The organism is Type-D symbiont of Plautia stali (assembly GCF_001485335.1).
Taxonomy (GTDB): Bacteria; Pseudomonadota; Gammaproteobacteria; order Enterobacterales; family Enterobacteriaceae; genus Pantoea; species Pantoea vagans_C.
Window position 1 is genome coordinate 133,778 of record NZ_BBOC01000002.1, and the last position, 22,456, is coordinate 156,233.

A 22,456-nucleotide genomic window follows, 5' to 3' on the forward strand; every position below is an offset into this window, starting at 1 on the left:
CGGCCCGGCAATAATGCCAGCCGCGCCATGGCATTACACGGCGACGCGCATACCGCCATCAACAAACAGCAGATGACCATTCACAAAATCAGAGGCACCAGAAGCGAGGAACACAGCCGCACCAATCAGCTCTTCCGGTTTACCCCAACGAGCAGCTGGAGTGCGTTTGGTGAGCCAGCCGGTGAAGGCCGGATCGTCGGCCAGCGCCTGCGTCATTTCAGTGACAAAGTAGCCCGGTGCGATGGCGTTCACCTGGATATTATGGCGTGCCAGCTCGACGCACATGCCGCGCGTCAACATGGTCACCGCCCCTTTTGAGGCAGCATAAGGCGTGATAGTGTCGCGGCCCAATTCGCTCTGCATCGAACCAATATTGATGATCTTGCCGCGTTGACGATCGACCATTTTCTTCGCCACGGTTTGTGACACCAAAAATACCGCGGTCTGGTTAACGGCAATCACGTCATTCCAGTCCTGCTCCGGGAATTCCAGGAATGGACGACGACGCTGAATACCGGCATTGTTGACCAGAATATCGATCGGCCCCCACTCCGCTTCAATCTCATCCACCGCTTGTTGCACCTGGGCAGACTGCGTCACATCAAAGGCTTTGGCGTGCGCGCGCAGGCCCAACTCGCGTAATTTCTCTGCGCCCTTCTCTGCGCCCTCAGCGGTGGTGGCGTTAATAATCACTTCCGCGCCGGCTTCACCTAAACCCCGTGCCAGCAGAAAGCCGATGCCGCGCGCAGAACCGGTGAGCAATACACGTTTGCCTTCGAGGGAAAATAACTGACTCATCACTGCTCCTTAAAAGGTTAACTGAACTTTCGCTGCACGGGTTTTGTCCCCAGCAAACTGCAATGCTGCATCGATGTCCTGCAAATCGTATTCACCGCTGAACAACGGCAGCGGTTGCACTACGCCGGTCGCCAGCCACTCCACGGCGGTGTTGAACTCGTGCGTGAAGCGGAAAGAGCCGACCAGCTGAATCTCTTTAGCAATCAGCGCCATAATCGGGAAGTTCGGGATGGTGCCGCCCATGCCGACCTGCACCAGCGTGCCTTTGGCGCACACCACATCCAGACAGCGCTGCAGTGAAGACGGGTGGCCAGACGCTTCAAACGCCACATCGAAATAGCCTTTGTCCGCCAGATACGGCGTGAAATCGCCGTCGGCGGCGTGGATCACCTCGCTCGCGCCCATCTGCAACGCCATGTTCAGTGAACGCTCACTGATATCGCTGCACACCACTGAAGCGGCACCGCGCGCTTTGGCGGCGGCGGCAATCAAGCAGCCGATCGGCCCCACGCCAGAGATAAACACGTGTTTGCCGGTGAGATCGCCCGCCTGATGCGTGGCATGGATGCACACCGCCAGCGGCTCGGCAAACACCATCACCGTTTCATCTGCGTCCTGTGGGAAGGGAACGCACTGCTTGCTGTCCACCACTTTGTATTGGGTGAAACCGCCATCCACGTGAGGTACATACATGGCGCTGCCGAAGAAGCGCATGGAGGTGCACTGATTTTCCTGATCGCGCCGGCAGTATTTGCACTCGCCACAGGGTTTGGACGGGTTGACCGCCACTTTCTGATCCGGCTTGAGGTTAGGATCATCACTCTCGACCACCTGACCGATAACTTCATGACCGAGGATCATCGGCATTTTGACTTCAAAATTGCCGACTTTACCTTCCTGGTAGTAGTGCAGATCTGAACCGCAGATCCCGCCGCGCGTAATCCGCACCAGCGTGCCTTTACCCTCCCACTTCACCTGCTGCTGCGCGACGCTGACCTGTTTTTTACCGGTGATCACGCAGGATTGCGTTTCGATATTCATGATTTCCCCATTTGGTGCTGTAGCAATGGCGCCATAACAACGGGATCCGCACGACAAAACTGTGAACCAGATCACTCAAAATCATGTTACGAAAAAGGTGTTACCTGGAACGTGAACTACTCGTGCTGAAGATGGAAGCTGGATCACTTTTTTCTGGCGAAAACCAAGAACGGTCTGGGGGATTAAGCGGGAGCGGTTGTGCCATTATCGCTCCACCCTCACCTGGGAATGTTGTTTAGATTGAATCTGACAGGAGTCATAACCAAAGAGCTAATTCATTAGCCCGCATCTTCATGTTATTACAGGGCGCGCAGGTTTCTTCCCGTGCCTGGCGAAGGAGTCCGAACCTTTCGCTTGCGACTTGCCGCCCTGCTTTTTTTGAGGTTTCTCACAGCCTGAACGCCGCGAATTTCCATCCCGCCCTTTTCCCGCTACAGTTCACTCATCCGACCACTTTCTGAGACTGTGATCATGACTGAGCATTACGCCCACTTGTTTACCCCGCTTGATCTGGGATTTACCCAACTGAAAAACCGTTTTTTGATGGGCTCAATGCACACCGGGCTGGAAGAGCATGCCGATGGTGCTGAGCGCCTGGCGGCGTTTTATGCCGAACGGGCGCGTGAAGGGGTGGCACTGATCGTGACGGGCGGTATCGCGCCGAATCCGCAAGGGGTGGGTGCGCAAGGGGGTGCCGTCCTTAACCTGGAAAGCCAGTGCGACTGGCACCGCACGCTCACCGATGCGGTGCATGCGGAAGGCGGTAAAATTGCCCTGCAAATTCTTCATACCGGACGCTACAGCTATCAACGCGATCTCGTGGCGCCTTCGGCGTTACAAGCCCCGATTAACCCCTTTACCCCGCGTGAACTCAGCGATGCGGAGATTCGGCAAACCATTGCGGACTTCGCGCACTGCGCCCGCTTAGCTCAGCAGGCCGGTTATGACGGCGTGGAGATCATGGGCTCGGAAGGCTATCTGATTAATCAGTTTTTGGTCGCGCACACCAACCATCGCGATGATCACTGGGGTGGCGATGTCGTGCGCCGTCGTCACTTTGCGCTGGCGGTGACCCAGGCGGTACGTGAAGCAGTGGGTAACGAGTTTATTATTATCTTCCGCCTGTCGATGCTCGACCTGGTGAATAACGGCAGCTCGCTGGAAGAGACGCTGACGCTGGCAAAAATGCTGGAACAGTGCGGCGTGACGCTGTTCAACAGCGGCATTGGCTGGCATGAAGCGCGCATTCCTACCATCGCCACCTGCGTGCCGCGCGCTGGATTCGCCTGGGTGACACAACACTTACGCGAAGCTGTGTCGGTACCGGTTATCGCCACCAACCGTATTAACCATCCGCAGGTGGCGGAAACGCTACTGCGCGATGGCGTCGCCGATATGGTGTCGATGGCCCGCCCCTTCCTCGCCGATGCGGCTTTTGTGCGCAAAGCACAAGCCGGGCAGCCCGATGCCATTAATACCTGCATTGCCTGTAATCAGGCCTGTCTCGACCAGATTTTTGTCGGCAAGGTCACCTCTTGCCTGGTCAACCCTCGCGCCTGCCATGAAACGCTGATGCCGATTGAGCCTACACAGCACCGCAAACAGATCGCGGTGGTGGGTGCTGGCCCCGCAGGCATGGCGTTTGCACTGCAGGCGGCGCAGCGCGGGCATCAGGTTACGCTGTATGAAGCCGATGCGCAGATTGGTGGGCAGTTTAATATCGCCCGGCAGATCCCCGGCAAACAGGAGTTCAGCGAAACGCTGCGCTATTTCCGCCATCAGTTGGAAGCCGCAGGCGTGGCGATCCATACGCAGCATCGTGTCTGTGCAGATGAACTGGAAAGCGCAGATGAGGTGGTGATTGCCACCGGTATTACGCCGCGCCAGTTGAGCATTCCGGGCATCGATCACCCCAGCGTGCTCAGCTATCTCGAGGTGATCCGCGATAAAAAAACGGTGGGACAACGCGTGGCGATTATTGGTGCCGGCGGTATTGGTTTCGATACCGCCGAGTTTTTGCTGCATCGAAATGAACATGAGGACTTCTACCAAAGCTGGGGCATCGATCGCAGCATGCAGGCGCGCGGCGGATTAGTTCGCCCGCAGCCGCTGGCAGCCGATCGGCAAATCTGGCTGTTACAGCGTAAGTCGGGTAAACCCGGTGCCGGACTGGCAAAAACCACCGGCTGGATCCACCGCGCCAGTTTGCAGGCACACGGTGTGCAGCTGTGGGGCGATGTTGAATATCTGAAGATTGATGATGAAGGACTGCATCTGCGCCATCAGGGCGAGGCGATCACGCTGGCGGTGGATAACGTGGTGATTTGTGCCGGTCAGGAACCGATGCGCCAGTTGGCGGATGAACTGGCCGCACGCGGTAAAGCAGTGCGGCTGATTGGTGGCGCGGATGTGGCGCAGGAGCTGGATGCTCGCCGCGCCATCGCTCAGGCGACTGAACTGGCGCTCAGTGTGTGATTAACGCAGTTTAACCGAGCGCAGCACCACAAATTTGGCATTGGACGCCACCAGCTCACAGTTGCCAAACAGCTTTTTCATTTTGACGTGATAACCGAGGTGACGGTTGCCAACAATGCGCAATTCGCCGCCATATTGCAGGCAACGTTTGGCATCGCGCAGCATTTGCCAGGCCAGATGATCGGTCACCGCGTGCTGCTGGTGGAACGGTGGATTACACAGCACGGCGTGCAGACGATCCGACGGGAAGCCACTCAGCACGTTGTTAACGCGGAACTGGCAGCGCGCCAGATCCTGCGGACGGTTCACTTCCACATTGAGCTGGCTGGACGCCACCGCCATGTAGGATTCGTCATAGAACAGCACCTCAGCGTTCGGGTTCTGCTCCAGCGCCAGTAAACCAATCACGCCGTTACCGCAGCCCAGATCGAGAATTTCACCTTCAATATCTGATGGCAGATGCTGCATAAAGAAGCGTGCGCCGACATCCAGCGAACCGCGTGAGAAGACGTTGGCGTGGTTATGGATCTGGTAAGACGAATCATCCAGTGGCCAAACCGTTGTGTCTGATACCTCCGGCAATTTCGGTTCCGTGAAGGTGCAATAAATCAGACGGGCTTTCTTCCACGCCAGTGACGTTTTGCTCTCACCGAGGATACGGTCAAACAGCTGTTGCGTGGAATTATGAATGTCTTTGGCTTTTGCCGCGCCGATGATCAGCGTATCAGGCGTGACCACTTTGCGCAGCGCACGCAGTTGATGCTCTAACAGCGCCAGCGCTTTCGGGATTTTGATCAGTACGGCGGCAGGCGCGGCCGGCAGTGGCGCCAGGCTATCGATAAAGTGCACCTGATCTTCATCCATTTCATTCAGACGCAGGTTCTGTTTTGCCGCCATCTGGCTGAGCCAGGAATCGCTCACGTGCCAGACTTCACGGTTGCCCAATCCACAGGTCAAGGCGCCAAAATTGTCGTTGAACACCAACACCGGTCCATCTGGCAGGGCTTGCTGCAACAGGTATTCATCGGCGGAATCCCACGCCTGTAACGGGCTTTCTTCACGCATTGGCGGGAAGCGCTGCAACGTCAGCGTGCGATCGGTCAGTTCAAATTGGCTCATGGAATCTCCGGCGTGGTACACTTTGCGCGATTTTCGCCCTAAAAAGGGGGCGCAGTATACTGTCTTTCGTCGGGAATCCCAATGTCATTAATCTATCTGCAGGGTTACCCTGAAAACATCCTCGAACAGGTGCAGTTGCTGATTGATAATCAGCGATTAGGCAGCTTTTTGCAGGAACGTTATCCCGATACCCACGATGTAGTCAGCGATCGGGCACTTTACGATTACACCCAAGCGATGAAAAGCCGCTATATGCGCAGCGCGCCGCCAGTGAGCAAAGTGATTTGGGATAACAAAATCAAGGTGATGAAACATGCGCTTGCCCAGCACACGGCCATTTCACGCGTACAGGGTGGCAATCTGAAAGCCAAAGCCGAGATTCGCATCTCGACCTTCTTCCGCCTGGCGCCGGAGCCTTTTCTGCGCATGATCGTGGTGCACGAACTCGCGCACCTGAAAGAGAAAGAGCACGATAAAGCGTTTTACCAACTCTGCTGCCACATGGAACCGGATTATCACCAGCTGGAGTTTGATGCGCGCCTGTGGATGACAGACCAGGCGATGCGCGGCAACGCGGCTTAAAGAAACTCCTGCGCCTTCTGTATCAAGCTGGTTTTGGTCAGGGCGCCCATAAAACGGCGCTCCTGCGGGTTGTTCAGCACCGGCAAGCGCTCCAGTGTCACCCGCGCAAACGCCTCCCAGCCTTCTCGCATACTCTGATTCTGATAAATACACGGGAAGTTATCGTCCATCACACTGCTAACTGGCGAATCCAGGGTGATCTCCTGCGTCAGCACTTTGCGTGAGATATCGTGAATCGACACCACGCCAAGGAACTGCCCAACGCTGTTGATCACGTAGACATAGCGTTCACGTTTGAGCGAACTCACCGCCAGCGCCTGTCCCACTGACTCTTCCGGTTGCAGCGCCGCACCGGGGATGATCAGCTGATCCACGCGCATATTATCGAAGTCGAATTTGGCTTCTGAACGGCTAAAGTGATTGCTCACCACCGGATAGGTGCTGGCGGATTGCAGCCGGTACACCACCATCGAGGCCAACACCGAGGCAATCATGATTGGGAACAGCAGGCTGCTGTTGAGCGTCATCTCCAGTACCATCAACATCGCCATTAACGGCGCCTGACTGACTGCTGCCAGCACCGCCGCCATGCCAATCGCCGCATACAGCAAGGTGTTACCCACCGGTATATGCAGCACTACGCCAATCTGCGCCAGTGCCACGCCCAGCAACGCGCCTATCAGTAAAGAAGGGGTAAACAGCCCGCCCACCGCGTTCGATCCCACCGACAGTGTGGTCGCCAGGGTTTTCAGCACCAAGAGGCCCACCAATCCCGCCAGCACATAGTGACCATCGATGATTTTCACGATCACTTCGTAGCCATTGCCCAGAATATCCGTGGAGATCAGCGCCAAAAAACCCACCGCTAAACCGCCTAACCCCAGGCGGGCGGGCAGAGATGAGATACGAGCAAACTGCGCTTTACTGCGTGCAATCAACTTAATCAGCAGCCAGCCCGCACCGCCCGCCACCAAACCAATCAGAATGGTCATCAGCAAGCTGCTGATATCCATCTGGAATAGCGCTTCGGAGAGCGGATAAAGCGCGCTGCGGAAACCCAATGACCACATGGTCATTACCGCCACCGCCGACGCGACAATCAACGGGATCAAGCGTTGTAAGGCCGAAATACCGAAGGCAATTTCAGCCACGAAGATCGCGGACGCTAAGGGAGCGTGATACACCGAAGAGAGCCCAGCCGCCGCGGCCATTGCTACGATATCGCTGTTACGCATCTGCGGAAACCAGCGTCCGATAAGACTGCCGCTCAGCGCCGACAGCTGCACCATCGGCCCCTCTTTACCGATCGAGGCGCCGCTGCCGATACTGGCAATCGATGACAGCGCACGGAACAGTGAGGTTTTGGTCGGCACCGCATCCAGACGGGCGTTGATCACTTCGAGGTAATCGGTTTTGACCGTTTCCTGTTTCTCGATCGCCACGGCAAAACGCAGGAAATAGCCCGCCAGCACCCCGCCTGCACCCACCAGCAGTGGCCAAAAGATCCACGGCCAGACGTGCATCGCCACGGTGATTTCGCTGTCGCTGTTAAACAGCAAACGGTTGATGAGATCAATCACGCCGCGAAAGGCGAGCGTCACCAGCGAGGCGACAAATCCCACGGGGATAGCGATTAACAGCGTGGTCCAGTTCAATGCATGTTTACTTCCACTCACCCACGCGTCCCCGTTTGCTGGTTAAGAAAAATGTGCCGCATCATCATATTGGAATGCGGATCGCATGATCAAATTTCGTCTGACGACCTTCCCGCTGAACATGCTACTCTGCCGCTTTACTGTTGCAGGAGAGCTAACCGTGATTCGTTTTGCCATTGTGGGAACCAACTGGATAACCCGCCAGTTTATCGACGCCGCGCACGAGACCGGCAAAATGAAGTTAAGTGGCGTCTATTCGCGTCAGCAATCCCAGGCTGATGCCTTTATCGCCGAGTATTCCTGCAAACTCACTTTCACATCGCTTGATGCGCTGGCAGCCAGCCCGGAGATTGACGCGGTCTACATCGCCAGCCCGAATGCGCTGCATGCTGAACAGGCGATGCTGTTTATGTCGCACGGCAAACACGTGATTTGTGAAAAGCCGATGGCCTCAAACCTGCGTGAAGCCGAAGCGATGATCGCCTGCGCGCGTCAGCATCAGGTGGTGCTGTTTGAAGCGTTCAAAACCGCCAGCCTGCCTACTTTCCTGCAACTGCAGCAAACCCTGCCGCAACTCGGCAAGCTACGCAAAGCATTGATCAATTATTGCCAATATTCATCACGTTATCAGCGTTACCTCGACGGTGAAAACCCCAACACCTTTAATCCACGCTGGTCGAATGGTTCGATCATGGATATCGGATTCTACTGTCTGGCCGCAGCAGTGACCCTATTTGGCGAGCCACAAAAGGTACAGGCGCAGGCTTCACTGCTGGAAAGCGGCGTGGATGCACACGGCGTAGTGGTGCTGGGCTATGGGGATTTTGACATCACTTTGCTGCACTCTAAAGTCAGCGACTCCCTGATCCCCAGCGAAATTCAGGGTGAGGCCGGTTCGCTGGTGATTGAGAAAATCTCTGAGTGCCAGCAACTGCGCTTTATCCCGCGCGGCGGTGAGAGCCAGACGCTGACGCAGCCCCAGCATACTAATACTATGCTGTATGAAGCCGAGACCTTTGCCCGTCTGGTTGAACAGCATCAGGTTGAACATCCGGCCCTGGAAACCTCACGTATCACGGCTAAACTGCTGACGGAAATTCGTCGTCAGACCGGCGTGGTGTTCCCGGCGGATCAGGTTAATCAGTAAATATTGCAAAATATTTCCACTCCCCCATTGTATCTGCTTGCGGTTGGACGTATGTTGAGCGCTGCAAAGGGGAGTAACTTGTATACCCGAAATAATTCGATTTTCAGGAAGGCGGCAAGTACATGAATCCGCAGGAGCTTACTGAAGTAAGTGACTGAGGTGAATGCACGTAGCCAACGCACCTGCAATTTGAATTATGAAAGGTATTAGCTGATTGATCGTCATTACGATGCGTAACGCATCCGGTCGTCAGGCAACCCGGAATCGAATTCTGAGTTGTAAGTGAGACCTTGCCGGAAGGCGAGGTTTGCTTGCAGCTTAATAAAAGCGGCTAACGTCTTCTGACTTAGCCGTTTTTTATTTTCCGACAGGATACGACTATGCACTCTGTAGGCACACCACTACTCTGGGGCAGCTTCGCTGTTGTTGTGCTCATCATGCTGGCGATTGATCTCTTCTTACAGGGACGTCGCGGCGCTCAAACCATGTCATTCAAACAGGCGGCTATCTGGTCTCTGGTTTGGATCTCCATCTCCCTACTCTTCAGTGCGGCGTTCTGGTGGTACCTCGAAGGCACCGCGGGGCGTGAAGTGGCAACCGCACAAACCCTGGCTTTCCTGACCGGTTACGTGCTGGAAAAAGCGCTGGCGGTGGATAACGTCTTTGTGTGGCTGATGCTGTTTAGCTACTTTGCGATCCCGGCGCAGCTACAGCGTCGTGTCTTGATCTACGGCGTACTGGGCGCAATTGTGCTGCGTACCATCATGATCTTCGCGGGCAGTTATCTGGTCACGCAGTTTAGCTGGATACTGTACATCTTCGGCGCTTTCCTGCTGTTCACCGGCCTCAAAATGGCCTTTGCAAAAGAAGGCGATGATGAGGCGGTAGGCGATAAACCGGTGGTGCGCTGGCTGCGTAAACATCTGCGCATGACCGATAACCTCGAAGGAGAGAAGTTCTTTACCCGCAAAAACGGCGTGCTGTTTGCCACCCCGTTGCTGCTGGTGCTGATCATGGTGGAATTGAGCGATGTGATTTTCGCGGTTGATAGCATCCCGGCTATCTTCGCGGTCACCACCGATCCCTTTATCGTGCTGACCTCAAACCTGTTCGCGATCCTCGGCCTGCGTGCGATGTATTTCCTGTTAGCGAACGTGGCGGAACGTTTCTCAATGCTGAAATATGGCCTGGCGATAGTGCTGGTGTTTATCGGTATCAAGATGCTAATCGTCGAGTTCTATCATATCCCGGTTGGTGTCTCACTGACGGTGGTGGGGGTGATTCTGGGCGGCACACTGCTGATTAACGCCTGGGTTAACCACAGAAACGACCAGAAGGGCATCTCACAATAATCTGCTGCAGGGGCGATAGTCGCCCCTGCATTATTTTGCCAGATTAAACCTTCACCTTTTATCGCTCTGTCACACTTCCCATCATTAGCAGATCAAATAACCGATCCAGCCCATACAAACAGAATTATCTCTTTTATCACCAAGACTTTTCCTTATACTCCGCCGGGCAAACCGTTAGGTGCGGAGCAACCGCGCACAACATTCATACCGCTATAAAAAGACCGAACTATGCAAAACAACTTTATTGGACGTCTGGGCGCGCTGTTCGCAGGAAGCCTGGTAAAACAAATCATGATTGGCCTGGTTGCCGGTGTGGCGCTGGCGTGGTTCTCGCATGATGCCGCATTGGCGGTGGGCCTGCTGGGTGAACTCTTTGTTCGCGCGTTGAAAGCTGTAGCACCGCTGCTGGTACTGGTGCTGGTCATCTCTTCGATTGCCAATCACCAACAGGGGCAGAAAACCAATATCCGACCGATCATGATGCTCTATCTGCTCAGCACCTTCTTTGCAGCGGTAGTCGCCGTGAGCATGAGCCACCTGTTCCCGCAAAACCTCTCCATGAAAGTGGGAGCGACCGAGATTTCCCCACCGTCTGGTATTACTGAAGTGCTGCATGGTTTGTTGATGAGCATGGTGGCCAACCCGATTGAAGCGTTAATGAACGCTAACTACATCGGTATTCTGGTGTGGGCCATCGGGCTCGGTTTGGCATTTCGTCATGCCAGCCCCAGCAGCAAGGCGTTTCTCAATGATGCCTCTCATGCGGCGACATGGGTGGTGCGCTGTGTAATTCGCTGTGCGCCATTGGGGATTTTCGGTTTGGTGGCCTCGATTCTGGCCTCAACCGGCTTCGAGGCCCTGCAGGAGTACGCCACACTGCTGGCGCTGTTGCTGGGATGCATGGCCATCATGGCGCTGATCGTCAACCCGATGCTGGTGTTTCAAAAGCTGCGCCGTAACCCGTATCCGCTGGTGTTTACCTGCATCCGTGAAAGTGGCGTGACCGCCTTCTTCACCCGCAGCTCTGCCGCTAACATTCCGGTTAACATGGCCATCGCCAAACGTCTGAACCTCGACGAAGACACCTATTCCGTCTCGATTCCTCTCGGCGCGACCATCAGTATGGCGGGCGCGTCTACCACCATTACAGTGTTGACCCTGGCGGCGGTGCACACCTTAGGGATTGCTGTGGATGTTCCCACCGCGATTCTGCTGAGTTTTGTGGCATCAATTTGCGCCTGCGGCGCGTCCGGTGTGGCGGGCGGTTCTCTGCTGCTGATCCCGGTGGCCTGCAACATGTTTGGCATCCCTAATGATCTGGCGATGCAGGTTGTGGCCATCGGCTTTATTATCAGCGTGTTGCAGGATTCGGCTGAGACCGCGCTGAACTCATCGACCGATATTCTGTTTACTGCGGCGGTGTGTCAGGCTGAGGCAGAGCGGGAACCGAGCACTGCATAATTTGTAAAATCGCTTCCTGCCTCCTGAACGTATTTTGGTCGCCATGAATGGCGACCCTACAATGGACAGATACGATTTCGTGGGGTGCGCATTCAGGTACAAACTGGCACATGGGTAAACAGTTATAGGTTGGTGAGAATATTGATGCCATCACTGGCCACAGCAATGACCATGCTAAAAGCCCCGTGAAGGCCAGCCCGAAGAGCAAAGCGTCCGCCGCCGGGAGCGGCGGCCGATCTGCATGGATGCGTGATTCCTTTGCGATCGGGCTGGCTTTTATGGGGCCGTGCACGATACCCACAGCAACGTTAGCCAGACCAGCAAAAAGTGTTACCTGTGTGCCCGGTTTGCGCATTCATGCGCCGGGGAATTTACAGCGTCACCCCACTCTTAAATATCGCTAACTCACGGAAATCATTGGCTTCGTTACGCGCTGGTTTCCCATTAGCTATCGCTACGATCATATCGACGAACTCGGCCAGCATCTCCGGCATGCTCATGCCATCAATCAACCGTCCAGCGTTAAAATCAATCCAGTGCGGCTTCTTCTCAGCCAACTGGGTGTTGGTCGCGATCTTCACCGTGGGCACAAAGCCACCGTAAGGCGTGCCGCGACCGGTGGTAAACAGCACCATATGACAGCCCGCACCGGCCAAGGCACTGGTGGCTACCGCATCATTTCCCGGCGCACTCAACAGATTCAGGCCCGGCGTGTTGAGACGTTCGCCATATTTCAGCACGTCCACCACCTGGCTCTGCCCCGCTTTCTGCGTACAGCCAAGAGATTTCTCTTCCAGCGTGGTGATGCCGCCCGCTTTGTTCCCTGGCGACGGGTTCTCATAAATCGGCTGCTGGTGATCGATAAAGTAGCGCTTGAAGTCGTTAATCATCGCCACAGTTTTATCGAAGGTGGCTTCATCCCGGCAACGGCTCATCAGAATGCGCTCTGCGCCAAACATCTCCGGTACTTCGGTCAACACCGTGGTGCCGCCGTTAGCAATCATTTGATCGGAGAAACAGCCCAACATCGGGTTAGCGGTGATGCCGGAGAAACCGTCGGAACCACCACACTCCAGACCAAACTTCAGTTCGCTGAGTTTGCCCGGCTGGCGCTGATCTTCGCGCATCACGTTATACAGCGCATGCAGCCGCTCAAGTCCGGCTTCCACCTCATCGTCCTGCTTCTGACATTCCATAAACTGCACGCGGTCGCTGTCAAAGCCACCGAGGGTATCGCGGAACACATCCACCTGATTGTTCTCGCAGCCCAGGCCAATCACCAGCACTGCGCCAGCATTTGGATGACGCACCATGTTTTGCAGCATGGTGCGCGTGTTCTCATGGTCCTGTCCGAGCTGTGAACAGCCAAACGGGTGGCTGAACAGATGTACGCCATCAATCCCTTGCGCTTCATTGGTTTCTTTCATAAAGCGCGACAGGATTTGCCGGGCGATACCATTCACGCAGCCAACGGTGGGCAGAATCCATAGCTCATTGCGGATCCCCACCTCGCCACTGGCGCGTCGGTAAATCTGCACCTCACGGTCAGCCGCCTGGGGCGGAATCGTGAGGAATTCTGGCTGATACGCGTATTCATCCAGATCGCTCAAATTGGTGCGTGCGTTGCTGGAGTGAATGATTTCCCCCGCAGCAATTGGGCGCGTGGCATGGGCAATCGGCAAACCGTATTTGATCACCAGCGCATCGGTTGCCAGCGGTGTCAGCGCGAACTTATGGCCGCGCCCCACTTCCTGCTGCAGCGTGATGACCTGATGATCGATTTCAACCTGGGTGTCAGCTGCTAAATCCCGCAGCGCCACCGCCACGTTATCGCGTGAATGTATTTTTATCGCATCTTGCATAGCGTTATCTCAGTGGGTTCAACGCCGTCCGCATCCCGTGGACGATGATGTTTTGCAGGTGTTGGCTGATGGCGGCCACGAATCCGGGCCGCTGAGTCAGATCTTCGCCCCAGTGTTGGCTGTTGCTTAGCACGGTCTGCACCAGCTGCTCTGGGGTCATTTTGTTTTGCTTTACGGCGGGCCACAGCTCAGCGAACTGCTGCAACCAGTGATCGTCATCCTGTAAAGGCCAGTGCTGCTCACCCTGTTCGCCACGATAAAACGCCAGCAGCGCGGCAAACGCGAAGGTCAGGTGAGTTGGCCATTGGCCGGTTTGCTGCTGTGACAGCAACAGCGGCGGCAGTAAACGGGTGCGGAACTTGGTCATGCCATTGAGCGCAATCGAGAGCAGCGCATGGCGGATAAACGGATTGCGGAAACGGCGCTGCACGGCATCGGCAAAGGTGTGAAGTTCATCGCGTGGCAGATGCAGAGTCGGGATCACCTCATCGCGCAACAGCGCGTCGACATAGCCAGCAATGGCAGCGTCATCCATCGCTTCGCCGACACTCTCCAGCCCCGCCTGAAACGCCACCGGTACCATGGCGGTATGCGCGCCATTGAGGATCGCCACCTTCTGCGCTTTGTAGGGCGTGATATCATCGACAAACTTCACCTCTGGCGCCAGATGATCCAACTTCAACTCCTGCGCCAGCGCATCTGGCCCCTGAATCACAAACTGGTAATAGACTTCACCCGCCACCAGATAGCGATCTTCATAGCCCAACTGCGCAGATATCGACGCGCTGTCGGCGGGATAACCGGTGACGATGCGATCCACCAGCGTGTTATAAAACGTGCAGTGATCCAGCACCCAGCGTGCAAACCCGGAGGGAAGCTGCCAGTGCTTGATGTAGCGCAACACCAAATCGCGCAGCGCATCGCCGTTATAATCGATTAACTCGCAGGGCACGATCAGCCAGCCCTTGTCTGCGGCACCAGCAAAGTGGTTAAAGCGTTCCCACAGCAATTGCGTCAGCTTGCCGGGAAAGGAGGAGGCGGGCGCATCCTCCAGACGATCCTGCTCAGCAAAGGCAATACCCGCTTCGGTGGTATTGGAAAACACATAGCGCATCTGCGGTGCGCGGGCCAGTGCGAGGAAATCGTCATAATGCTGATAAGGCTGGATCTCGCGATTCACGCTGCGGATCAAGCGGGTTTCACTGACCTGCTCACCCGCCGCATTCAGGCCACGGATCAGCGTGGTGTACAACCCATCCTGCTGATTTAGTGAATCCTCAACCACGCGATTGCGCGGCCGCACCACCACCACGCCCGCATCGGTATCCTGATGTTGATTGAGCCAGTCAAGTTGCCAGTCAATGAAGGCACGCAGGAAATTGCCTTCACCGAACTGAATAACGCGTTCGCTGTAATGCGCGCCGGGGAAGTCGTGACGGTTTAGCCGCTGCATCATCAGGCTCCTAACTCAATGCCGAAGTAATCACGGGCATTGTTAAAGCTGATGTTCTGCACCATCTGACCCAGCAGCGCTTCGTCGGCAGGGGCTTCACCTCGTGCCACCCAATTGCCAATCATCTGGCACAGCAGACGACGGAAATACTCATGGCGCGTGTAGGAGAGGAAGCTGCGGCTGTCGGTGAGCATGCCGACGAAGCGGCTCAGTAAACCGATTTGCGCCAGCTGCGTCATTTGTCGCTGCATACCATCCAGTTGATCGTTGAACCACCACGCTGAGCCAAACTGCATCTTGCCCGGCTCACCTTCGCCCTGGAAATTGCCCGCCATAGTCGCCAGCACCTCGTTATCACGGGGGTTGACGCAATACAGAATGGTTTTTGGCAGCGCGTTATTGCGGTTCTGCGCATCCAGCAAGCGAGCCAGCGGGATCGCCAGCGGCGCATCGTTAATGGAATCGAAACCGACGTCCGGGCCAAGGATATCGAACTGGCGTTGGTTGGCATTACGCAGCGCACCGATGTGATATTGCTGCGCCCAGCCGCGGCGGGCATATTCGCTGCCCAGCCATACCAGCACCGCGGTTTTGAATTGCGCGACTTCCTGTGGTGTAGGTGCGGTCCCTTGCAGTCGGCGCGCCAGAATGCCATCCAGCGTGCTTTCATCCGCTTCGGCAAACAGCACCACATCCAACGCGTGGTCGGAGATTTTGCAGCCATGTGCGGCAAAATGATCGAGACGCTGGCTGAGGCCGCGCAGCAGATCGTCAAAGCGCAGCACGTTGATATCCGTGACCTGCTCCAGACGCTGGATCCACGGCAGGAAGGTATCGAGTTCGATATTGAAGGCTTTATCTGGACGCCAGCTCGGCAGCACTTTCACGCTAAAACTGGCATCGTTCGCCAGCGTGCGGTGATGCTGGAGATCGTCCAGTGGATCGTCGGTGGTACCGACCATTTTCACCTTCATCTGCTGCATGATGCCGCGTGCGCTAAAGGCATCCTGAGCCAGCAATTCGTTGCACTGCTGCCAGATGCGATCGGCGCTTTGCTCATTCAACAGCACATCAGTAATACCAAACGGACGGCGAAGTTCGAGGTGCGTCCAGTGATACAGCGGATTCCCAATAGTATGCGGCACCGTGCGGGCCCAGGCGTTGAACTTATCCTGGTCGCTGGCTGCGCCCGTGCACAGCGCTTCTGGCACGCCGTTGGCACGCATCGCCCGCCACTTGTAGTGATCGCCCTTCAGCCAGATGTCATAGAGGTTGGTGAAGCGATAATTTTCGGCAATCTGCTGCGGGGGTAAATGACAGTGATAGTCGAAAATCGGCTGGTCTTTGGCGTAGTCATGGTACAGACGACGGGCGAACTCGCTATCGAGGAGAAAATCTTCACTCATAAAACGCGACATACCTGCTTCCTCATGTTTGGTGCCTGTTGGCTTTTGACTCAAAGTTATCATACCAATTTTACAGATCGGCAAAATTGTTTGCGATGCATCTCACAATAATGACAGTTTCACTGTGGGTATATGGACGAAATAGCCAGCATTAATGCACTAACCTGCTGTTGTAGCGGCTTTTTAAATGAACTCACACGGCATGCAGGGTTTTTGTGATGGCATTCAACTTTTAAAGTTGTATAACAAGTTAACCTCTCGCCTCGTTGATGCCGATCGTCATGGCACAGCGCATAACAACAAGGCGGCGGGTCTGCTCGTCAAGGCCGCCCGAGTGCGCACAGCAGTGCGCCTGACTCTTTAATGGCAAGCATTACGACAGACTGGAAGAGGTTAAGGATGCGTAAGATCAAAGGGCTACGCTGGTACATGATTGGGCTGGTGACGCTGGGCACCATACTCGGCTACCTGACGCGCAATACCATCGCGGTTGCCGCACCCACGCTGGAAACCCAGCTTGGCATTACCACACAGCAATACTCGTATATCGTTGCCGCCTATTCGGCGTGCTACACAGTGATGCAGCCCGTGGCCGGTTATGTGCTGGATTTACTGGGTACCAAAATCGGCTATGCGGTATTCGCCGTGCTCTGGGCCATCTTCTGCGCGGCCACGGCGATGGCGGGCAGCTGGGGCGGTTTTGCGCTGGCGCGCGGTGCGGTCGGTGCAGCGGAAGCCGCAATGATTCCTGCGGGCCTGAAAGCCAGCAGCGAATGGTTCCCGGCGAAAGAGCGTTCCGTCGCGGTGGGCTACTTTAACGTGGGTTCGTCGATAGGAGCCATGCTTGCACCGCCGCTGGTGGTGTGGGCGATTCTGGCACACAGCTGGCAGCTGGCGTTTATCATCACAGGCGCATTGAGTATGGCTTGGGCGCTGTGTTGGTTGGTGTTCTATAAGCACCCTAAACAGCAAACCAAACTCAGCGAAGAAGAGCGGCACTACATTATTTCAGGTCAGGAAGTGCAGCATCAGACTGGCAACAACAGCAAAATGTCCGCCCGCCAGATTCTGCGCAACCGCCAGTTTTGGGGTATCGCTCTGCCGCGCTTCCTTGCAGAACCAGCCTGGGGAACATTTAACGCGTGGATCCCGCTGTTTATGTTCAAAGTTTATGGCTTCAATTTGAAAGAGATCGCCATGTTTGCCTGGATGCCGATGCTGTTCGCGGACCTGGGCTGTATTGTCGGCGGATATTTGCCACCGCTGTTCCAGCGCTGGTTTGGCGTCAACCTCATCGTGTCACGTAAACTGGTGGTCACCATGGGCGCAGTGCTGATGATCGCGCCGGGCACCATCGGCTTGTTTACCAGCCCTTATGTCGCGATTGGATTATTGTGCGTCGGTGGTTTTGCTCATCAGGCCCTGTCTGGCGCGCTGATCACCCTCTCTTCCGATGTGTTTGGGCGTAATGAAGTGGCAACTGCCAACGGTTTGACCGGCATGGCAGCCTGGACCGCCAGCACAATGTTTGCTCTGGTGGTCGGCGCACTGGCCGATACCTTAGGCTTTAGCCCGTTGTTCGCCGCACTGGCCGTCTTTGATTTGCTGGGTGCCTGCGTTATCTGGACAGTACTGAAAAATCAACCGGTGTCTGAACTGGATGATGCGCACATGGCGCAACCGGCCACCGCGCGCAGTTAATCTCCTCGGGCTGGTGTCTGCCAGCCCATTTCCTCCGTTCCGCCAAAGTGGTATAACAACTCAACCTCCACCACTACAACGAACCGCGCAATGGATCTGAACGAATCCCGTCGTCTTTACCAACAACTCGCCAGTGAACTCAAACGCCGGATTGAAGCAGACGATTATCGCGTGGGCGATAAACTACCTGCTGAACGTTTGATCGCTGAAGAGATGGAAGTCAGCCGTACGGTGGTGCGTGAAGCGATCATTATGCTGGAAGTGGAAGGTTACGTTGAAGTGCGCAAAGGCTCAGGTATTCACGTCATCAGCAATCAGCAGCAGAATCGTGAAACCACCCCGAGCCAGTTGGAATTTGCCAGCTTTGGACCCTTCGAGCTGCTGCAAGCCCGCCAGCTGATTGAGAGCAACGTGGCCGAATTCGCCGCCACGCAAGTCACGCGTCAGGATATTATGGCGTTGATGGCGATTCAGGAAAAAGCGCGTCAGGAAGATCACTCACGTGATTCCGAATGGGATATGCATTTCCATGTGCGTATTGCGCAATCCACGCAAAACAGCGCATTAGCTGCGATTGTTGAAAAGATGTGGCTGCACCGCCTGCACAACCCCTATTGGCTAAAACTGCACGAACATATCGATGCGCGCAATATCACCAGCTGGTGCGACGATCATGACCAGATTTTGAAAGCACTGATGCGCAAAGATCCCGCCGCCAGCAAGCTGGCAATGTGGCAGCACCTGGAAAATACTAAACAGATGCTGTTTAACGCCACAGCCGATGATTTTGAATTCAATGTTGACCGTTACATGTTTGCGGAAAATCCCGTCATCCTGCCGGAAGGTAGTGACAATTCACATTGATTCTGCTGCATTTCCAGGCGAATTAGTCAGTTAATCTGCAATAATGTCAGCTCATGTAAAGCTCCTTTTGACCATCTGCGTCAAAAGGTAAAACTCCTGTACGGCAGCCACTTTACACTGTCTGACTAGCGTGATTTTTGTTACAGTTATCGCCCTTTTCTTACCCTTTGCGACAGGGCTTTAAAAAGTCGCTGATTTAACAATCTATTCTGGATGGATCCGGAAACTCCGCATGGGCTGCATACCTAAAATGTATAACCAAACCAGCCTGCGCCTCAGCCCCTCACGGGCACGTTTAACAATGATGTTCAGGAACGATTGATGGATATTTTGAAAGCATTGCTGCATGCCCTGTGGCAGCAGGATTACGAAATGCTCTCCGACCCCACGCTGGTGTGGGCCATATACGGTTTGCTGTTCATGATCCTGTTTCTGGAGAACGGCCTACTCCCTGCCGCATTTCTTCCCGGTGATAGCCTGTTAATTCTTGTTGGCGTGTTGATCGCCAAAGGCACCATGGGTTTCCCGTTGACGTTGCTGGTGCTCACCACCGGCGCCAGCCTCGGTTGTTGGGTGAGTTATATACAGGGCCGATGGCTCGGCAACACCCCCACCGTACAAAAATGGCTCTCACATTTACCCGCGCAATATCATCAGCGTGCACATAAGTTATTCCACCGTCACGGCTTGTCAGCGCTGTTGATCGGCCGATTTATTGCCTTTGTGCGTACGCTGTTACCTACCATTGCTGGGCTCTCTGGCTTGAGCAATGCGCGTTTCCAGTTCTTCAACTGGGTGAGCGGCTTCTTGTGGGTGCTAATCCTGACCGTGCTCGGCTTTGCGCTGGGTAAAACCCCGATTTTCCGCCGCTACGAAGATGAACTGATGTTCTGCCTGATGCTCTTGCCGCTGGTGTTGCTGGTGATTGGGTTGGTGGGTTCTCTGGTTGTTCTGTGGCGTAAACGCCAGGCATCACGTAATGGGAATTCACAGTCATGATCAAGTTGCGTGGATTCCCCAAGCGCATACTGCCTTGGGTATTTGCCGGTGCGTTGGCCGTGCTGGCCGTGATTTTTGCGCCTTCGTTACTGCAACATGAAGCCGTGGTGCAAATCCGTGTTGCTCATAGCGGCACCAATTTGCCCGATGGTTTTTATCTTTATCAGCAACTCACCGCGCAAGGCGTGCGTATCAAAAGTATTACGCCTTCTGGCGATGCGCTGGTGATTCATTTTGAGAATGAAGAGCAGAGTTTAGCGGCGCAGAAAGTGCTGCGACGCCTGCTACCACAAGGGTTCGTGGTGGCCAGTGGGCCACAAGCTTCACAGCAGGTTCCCGACGCCAATCGTCCTACTTACAGCTAATATTCCACCGTCTGGCGATAAGCCAGACGGTGAATCAATCCTCGCTATCCCCGCGTCTTCTTTGAATTTTTTCGTCCGATGTCTATCCTTAAGGAAGCGTGTGTTATGACAAGCTGGGATGCCATTCCTGCCCGGTTTGCGGCAGGTCATCAACAATGGAAGGTAAAAGCCTGATGAAACAACAATTACTGCTGGGTGCTATTCTGTTCTCTCTCTCCGGTTCGCTGCTGGCGGCTGAATCACTGTGTCTGCAAAAAGAGCATGACATTCAGCGCGAGATCGACATGGCTAAACAGCATGATAATCAGCGCCGGGTCACCGGGCTGGAGCGCGCGCTGACTGAAGTCCGTGCCAGCTGCACCGATGAGAAACTGAAATCTGCCCACAGCGAACGCATCGAAGCGCAGAAGCATAAAATTGCTGAACGTGAGCGAGAGTTGAAGGAAGAACGTCAGGATGGCGACAAAGACAAGATTGAAAAGCGCGAACGTAAGCTAGAAGAGGCACAGCACGAGTTGAAAAAGCTAGAAGCTGAGCCCTACTAATCGGACTTAAATAAATGATGTATACCCAAAATAATTCGAGCTTCAGGAAGGCGGCAAGTGCCTGAATCCTCAGGAGCTTACTGATGTAAGTGACTGAGGTGAATGCACGTAGCCAACGCACCTGCAGCTTGAAGTATGAAGGGTACAATGGAGAACTTCATGTCTAAAGACACTACATCTGAACATCTGCGTGCGGAATTGAAAAACCTTGCTGACACCCTGGAAGAAGTCCTGAGCAGTTCAGCAGATAAATCCAAAACTGAGCTGGATAAGCTGCGTAGCAAAGCGCGTGGTGCGATTGAGAGTTCTCGTGAGCGTCTGGGGGATTCTGGCGAGCGTATCGCGCAGACCACCCGTGAAGCTGCGGAGAAAGCCGATGAGTATGTGCGCGATAACCCGTGGCACGGCGTGGGCATCGGTGCTGCTGTCGGTGTGCTGATCGGCATCCTGATCTCACGTCGTTGATATGAGCGATAGTCAGAGCCACGGCCCAGGCAAAGGGGTCTTCAACATTGGTCAGCGCATTGTCACCACGCTGGTAGGCATGGTGGAAACGCGTGTCCGGCTTGCGATTGCGGAGCTGGAAGAGGAAAAAGCCAATCTGATTCAGATGCTGCTGATGATTGGTTTGACCATGCTGTTTACCGCTTTCGGTTTAATGAGCCTGATGGTGCTGATCATCTGGGCGGTGGATGCGCAATATCGGCTGATGGCGATAGGCATTACCACCGCAGTGCTGTTTGCCTTGGCGTTGATATTTGGTTTGTGGACGCTGCAAAAGTCTCGTCAGTCCACGCTGCTGCGCCACACGCGTAAAGAGCTGGAAACCGATCGCAAGTTGCTGGAGGAGCATCGCTCATGAGCCGCCGCGAACGTGAAGCGCGCATCCATGAACTGCTCAACCAGGTGCAGCAGCAGCGCCTCGATCTCAGTGCGGGCCGCCGTGACTGGCTGGATAGCACTGCGCAGTACGATCGCGGTTGGTTAACGCTGATCAGCATGCGCCGCTATCTGGCGATTGGCAGCAGCGCGTTAGCAATCTGGTCTATCCGCAGCCCAAACCGTATTTTGCGCTGGGCAAAACGCGGTTTTGGCTTGTGGAGCACCTGGCGCATGATCAAATCCACGCTCGAACCTCGCTAATCTCTTCATTTCAAACCGGATCTAATTGATTCGGTTTTTCTTCATCAGAATTCCTGAACAACATTGACAGTTTATCTCGCTTACAACTGTTCCATCCTGCGACTATCATCTCCCTCCATCAGCCCAACGAACTTTTACATCCGGTTCAGCGGGATTAAAACCTTGCAGGCCAACAACCTGCTTCATAATTCTTGTTGGAGTAAATGATGAAAAAATTCGAAGACTCAGGCCTGTTGCTGGCACGTGTATTAATGACCATTCTGTTCATCACTGCAGGCTGGGGCAAAATCACCGGTTATGCGGGTACCGCACAATATATGCAGTCAATGGGCGTCCCTGGCTTCCTGCTGCCACTAGTTATCCTGCTGGAGTTCGGCGGCGGTCTGGCGATTCTTTTCGGTTTCCTGACCCGTTTCACTGCGCTGTTCACCGCTGGCTTCACCTTGTTGACCGCGTTCCTGTTCCACAGCAACTTCGCGGAAGGTGTT

General features: G+C 54.9%; 21 protein-coding genes. 14 read left to right on the top strand and 7 right to left on the bottom strand.

All coding sequences use genetic code 11. The features are described from left to right. Positions 1–33 precede the first annotated feature (33 nt). Together idnO and idnD are read right to left on the bottom strand one after the other, a co-directional pair. The gene (gene idnO / locus PSSD_RS01330) at positions 34–798 is read right to left on the bottom strand and encodes a gluconate 5-dehydrogenase (protein ID WP_058968900.1); all 765 of its coding nucleotides are present in this window, start codon (positions 796–798) and stop codon (positions 34–36) included. A 9-nt stretch (positions 799–807) separates the two neighbouring features. Then, positions 808–1,839: an L-idonate 5-dehydrogenase gene (idnD, locus tag PSSD_RS01335; RefSeq protein ID WP_058968903.1), complete on the bottom strand. Its 1,032-nt coding sequence runs from the start codon at positions 1,837–1,839 to the stop codon at positions 808–810. Between the two features lie 471 nt (positions 1,840–2,310). Here idnD and PSSD_RS01340 point away from each other — a divergent pair, with 471 nt between their 5' ends. After that, the gene (locus PSSD_RS01340; RefSeq protein ID WP_058968906.1) at positions 2,311–4,314 is read left to right on the top strand and encodes an NADPH-dependent 2,4-dienoyl-CoA reductase; all 2,004 of its coding nucleotides are present in this window, start codon (positions 2,311–2,313) and stop codon (positions 4,312–4,314) included. On the opposite strand, the gene rlmG is transcribed toward PSSD_RS01340, so the two are convergent. Next, the gene (gene rlmG / locus PSSD_RS01345) at positions 4,315–5,433 is read right to left on the bottom strand and encodes a 23S rRNA (guanine(1835)-N(2))-methyltransferase RlmG (RefSeq protein ID WP_058968908.1); all 1,119 of its coding nucleotides are present in this window, start codon (positions 5,431–5,433) and stop codon (positions 4,315–4,317) included. An 81-nt stretch (positions 5,434–5,514) separates the two neighbouring features. Here rlmG and PSSD_RS01350 point away from each other — a divergent pair, with 81 nt between their 5' ends. Further along, positions 5,515–6,015 (top strand): M48 family metallopeptidase, encoded by a 501-nt coding sequence (locus PSSD_RS01350; RefSeq protein ID WP_058968912.1) that lies wholly within the window; start codon positions 5,515–5,517, stop codon positions 6,013–6,015. Here PSSD_RS01350 and PSSD_RS01355 read toward each other — a convergent pair. Next, a complete protein-coding gene (locus PSSD_RS01355) occupies positions 6,012–7,691 on the bottom strand; it encodes a chloride channel protein (protein WP_039328487.1) in 1,680 nt (559 codons plus the stop codon). The two genes, PSSD_RS01350 and PSSD_RS01355, sit on opposite strands and share 4 nt — an antisense overlap. 139 nt (positions 7,692–7,830) lie before the next feature. Here PSSD_RS01355 and PSSD_RS01360 point away from each other — a divergent pair, with 139 nt between their 5' ends. The 3 genes from PSSD_RS01360 (at position 7,831) to sstT (ending at position 11,630) form a co-directional block, all read left to right on the top strand. Next, positions 7,831–8,817, top strand: coding sequence for a Gfo/Idh/MocA family protein (locus tag PSSD_RS01360; RefSeq protein WP_058968950.1), 987 nt, complete (start codon positions 7,831–7,833; stop codon positions 8,815–8,817). Positions 8,818–9,197: 380 nt separating this feature from the next. Next, the gene (locus PSSD_RS01365; RefSeq protein WP_058968915.1) at positions 9,198–10,169 is read left to right on the top strand and encodes a TerC family protein; all 972 of its coding nucleotides are present in this window, start codon (positions 9,198–9,200) and stop codon (positions 10,167–10,169) included. Between the two features lie 228 nt (positions 10,170–10,397). Continuing rightward, positions 10,398–11,630 carry a serine/threonine transporter SstT gene (gene sstT, locus PSSD_RS01370; protein ID WP_058968917.1) on the top strand — a complete coding sequence of 411 codons (1,233 nt, stop codon included), beginning with the start codon at positions 10,398–10,400 and terminating at the stop codon, positions 11,628–11,630. A gap of 371 nt (positions 11,631–12,001) precedes the next feature. Here sstT and PSSD_RS01375 read toward each other — a convergent pair whose 3' ends face one another. The 3 genes from PSSD_RS01375 to uxaC are packed head-to-tail and all read right to left on the bottom strand — an operon-like array spanning position 12,002 to position 16,363. Further along, complete coding sequence (locus tag PSSD_RS01375; protein WP_058968919.1) at positions 12,002–13,492, bottom strand: UxaA family hydrolase; 1,491 nt, start codon at positions 13,490–13,492, stop codon at positions 12,002–12,004. A gap of 4 nt (positions 13,493–13,496) precedes the next feature. After that, on the bottom strand, positions 13,497–14,945 hold the full coding sequence (locus PSSD_RS01380; RefSeq protein ID WP_058968921.1) for a tagaturonate reductase: 1,449 nt from the start codon (positions 14,943–14,945) through the stop codon (positions 13,497–13,499). 2 nt (positions 14,946–14,947) lie between these two features. Continuing rightward, on the bottom strand, positions 14,948–16,363 hold the full coding sequence (uxaC, locus tag PSSD_RS01385) for a glucuronate isomerase (protein ID WP_058968924.1): 1,416 nt from the start codon (positions 16,361–16,363) through the stop codon (positions 14,948–14,950). Between the two features lie 387 nt (positions 16,364–16,750). On the opposite strand from uxaC, the gene PSSD_RS01390 reads away from it, so the two are divergent. The 9 genes from PSSD_RS01390 to PSSD_RS01430 all read left to right on the top strand — a co-directional run. After that, positions 16,751–18,052 carry an MFS transporter gene (locus PSSD_RS01390; RefSeq protein ID WP_058968927.1) on the top strand — a complete coding sequence of 434 codons (1,302 nt, stop codon included), beginning with the start codon at positions 16,751–16,753 and terminating at the stop codon, positions 18,050–18,052. A gap of 90 nt (positions 18,053–18,142) precedes the next feature. Next, the gene (gene exuR / locus PSSD_RS01395) at positions 18,143–18,916 is read left to right on the top strand and encodes a transcriptional regulator ExuR (RefSeq protein WP_058968930.1); all 774 of its coding nucleotides are present in this window, start codon (positions 18,143–18,145) and stop codon (positions 18,914–18,916) included. A 321-nt stretch (positions 18,917–19,237) separates the two neighbouring features. Next, positions 19,238–19,915, top strand: coding sequence for a DedA family protein (locus PSSD_RS01400; protein ID WP_039336772.1), 678 nt, complete (start codon positions 19,238–19,240; stop codon positions 19,913–19,915). Next, positions 19,912–20,280: an EnvZ/OmpR regulon moderator MzrA gene (mzrA, locus tag PSSD_RS01405; RefSeq protein ID WP_058968932.1), complete on the top strand. Its 369-nt coding sequence runs from the start codon at positions 19,912–19,914 to the stop codon at positions 20,278–20,280. The genes PSSD_RS01400 and mzrA overlap by 4 nt, the downstream gene beginning before the upstream one ends. Positions 20,281–20,453: 173 nt before the next feature. Next, positions 20,454–20,825 carry a DUF1090 domain-containing protein gene (locus PSSD_RS01410; protein WP_153011386.1) on the top strand — a complete coding sequence of 124 codons (372 nt, stop codon included), beginning with the start codon at positions 20,454–20,456 and terminating at the stop codon, positions 20,823–20,825. Positions 20,826–20,984: 159 nt separating this feature from the next. After that, positions 20,985–21,290, top strand: a complete 306-nt coding sequence (locus PSSD_RS01415) for an ElaB/YgaM/YqjD family protein (RefSeq protein WP_039331587.1) — start codon at positions 20,985–20,987, stop codon at positions 21,288–21,290. Between the two features lies 1 nt (position 21,291). Continuing rightward, positions 21,292–21,687 carry a phage holin family protein gene (locus PSSD_RS01420; RefSeq protein ID WP_058968936.1) on the top strand — a complete coding sequence of 132 codons (396 nt, stop codon included), beginning with the start codon at positions 21,292–21,294 and terminating at the stop codon, positions 21,685–21,687. After that, positions 21,684–21,968: a YqjK-like family protein gene (locus tag PSSD_RS01425; RefSeq protein ID WP_039331354.1), complete on the top strand. Its 285-nt coding sequence runs from the start codon at positions 21,684–21,686 to the stop codon at positions 21,966–21,968. Before PSSD_RS01420 ends, PSSD_RS01425 begins: the two co-directional genes overlap by 4 nt. 206 nt (positions 21,969–22,174) lie before the next feature. Beyond that, positions 22,175–22,456: DoxX family protein (locus tag PSSD_RS01430; protein ID WP_058968939.1), on the top strand; the 282-nt coding region annotated here is incomplete at its 3' end.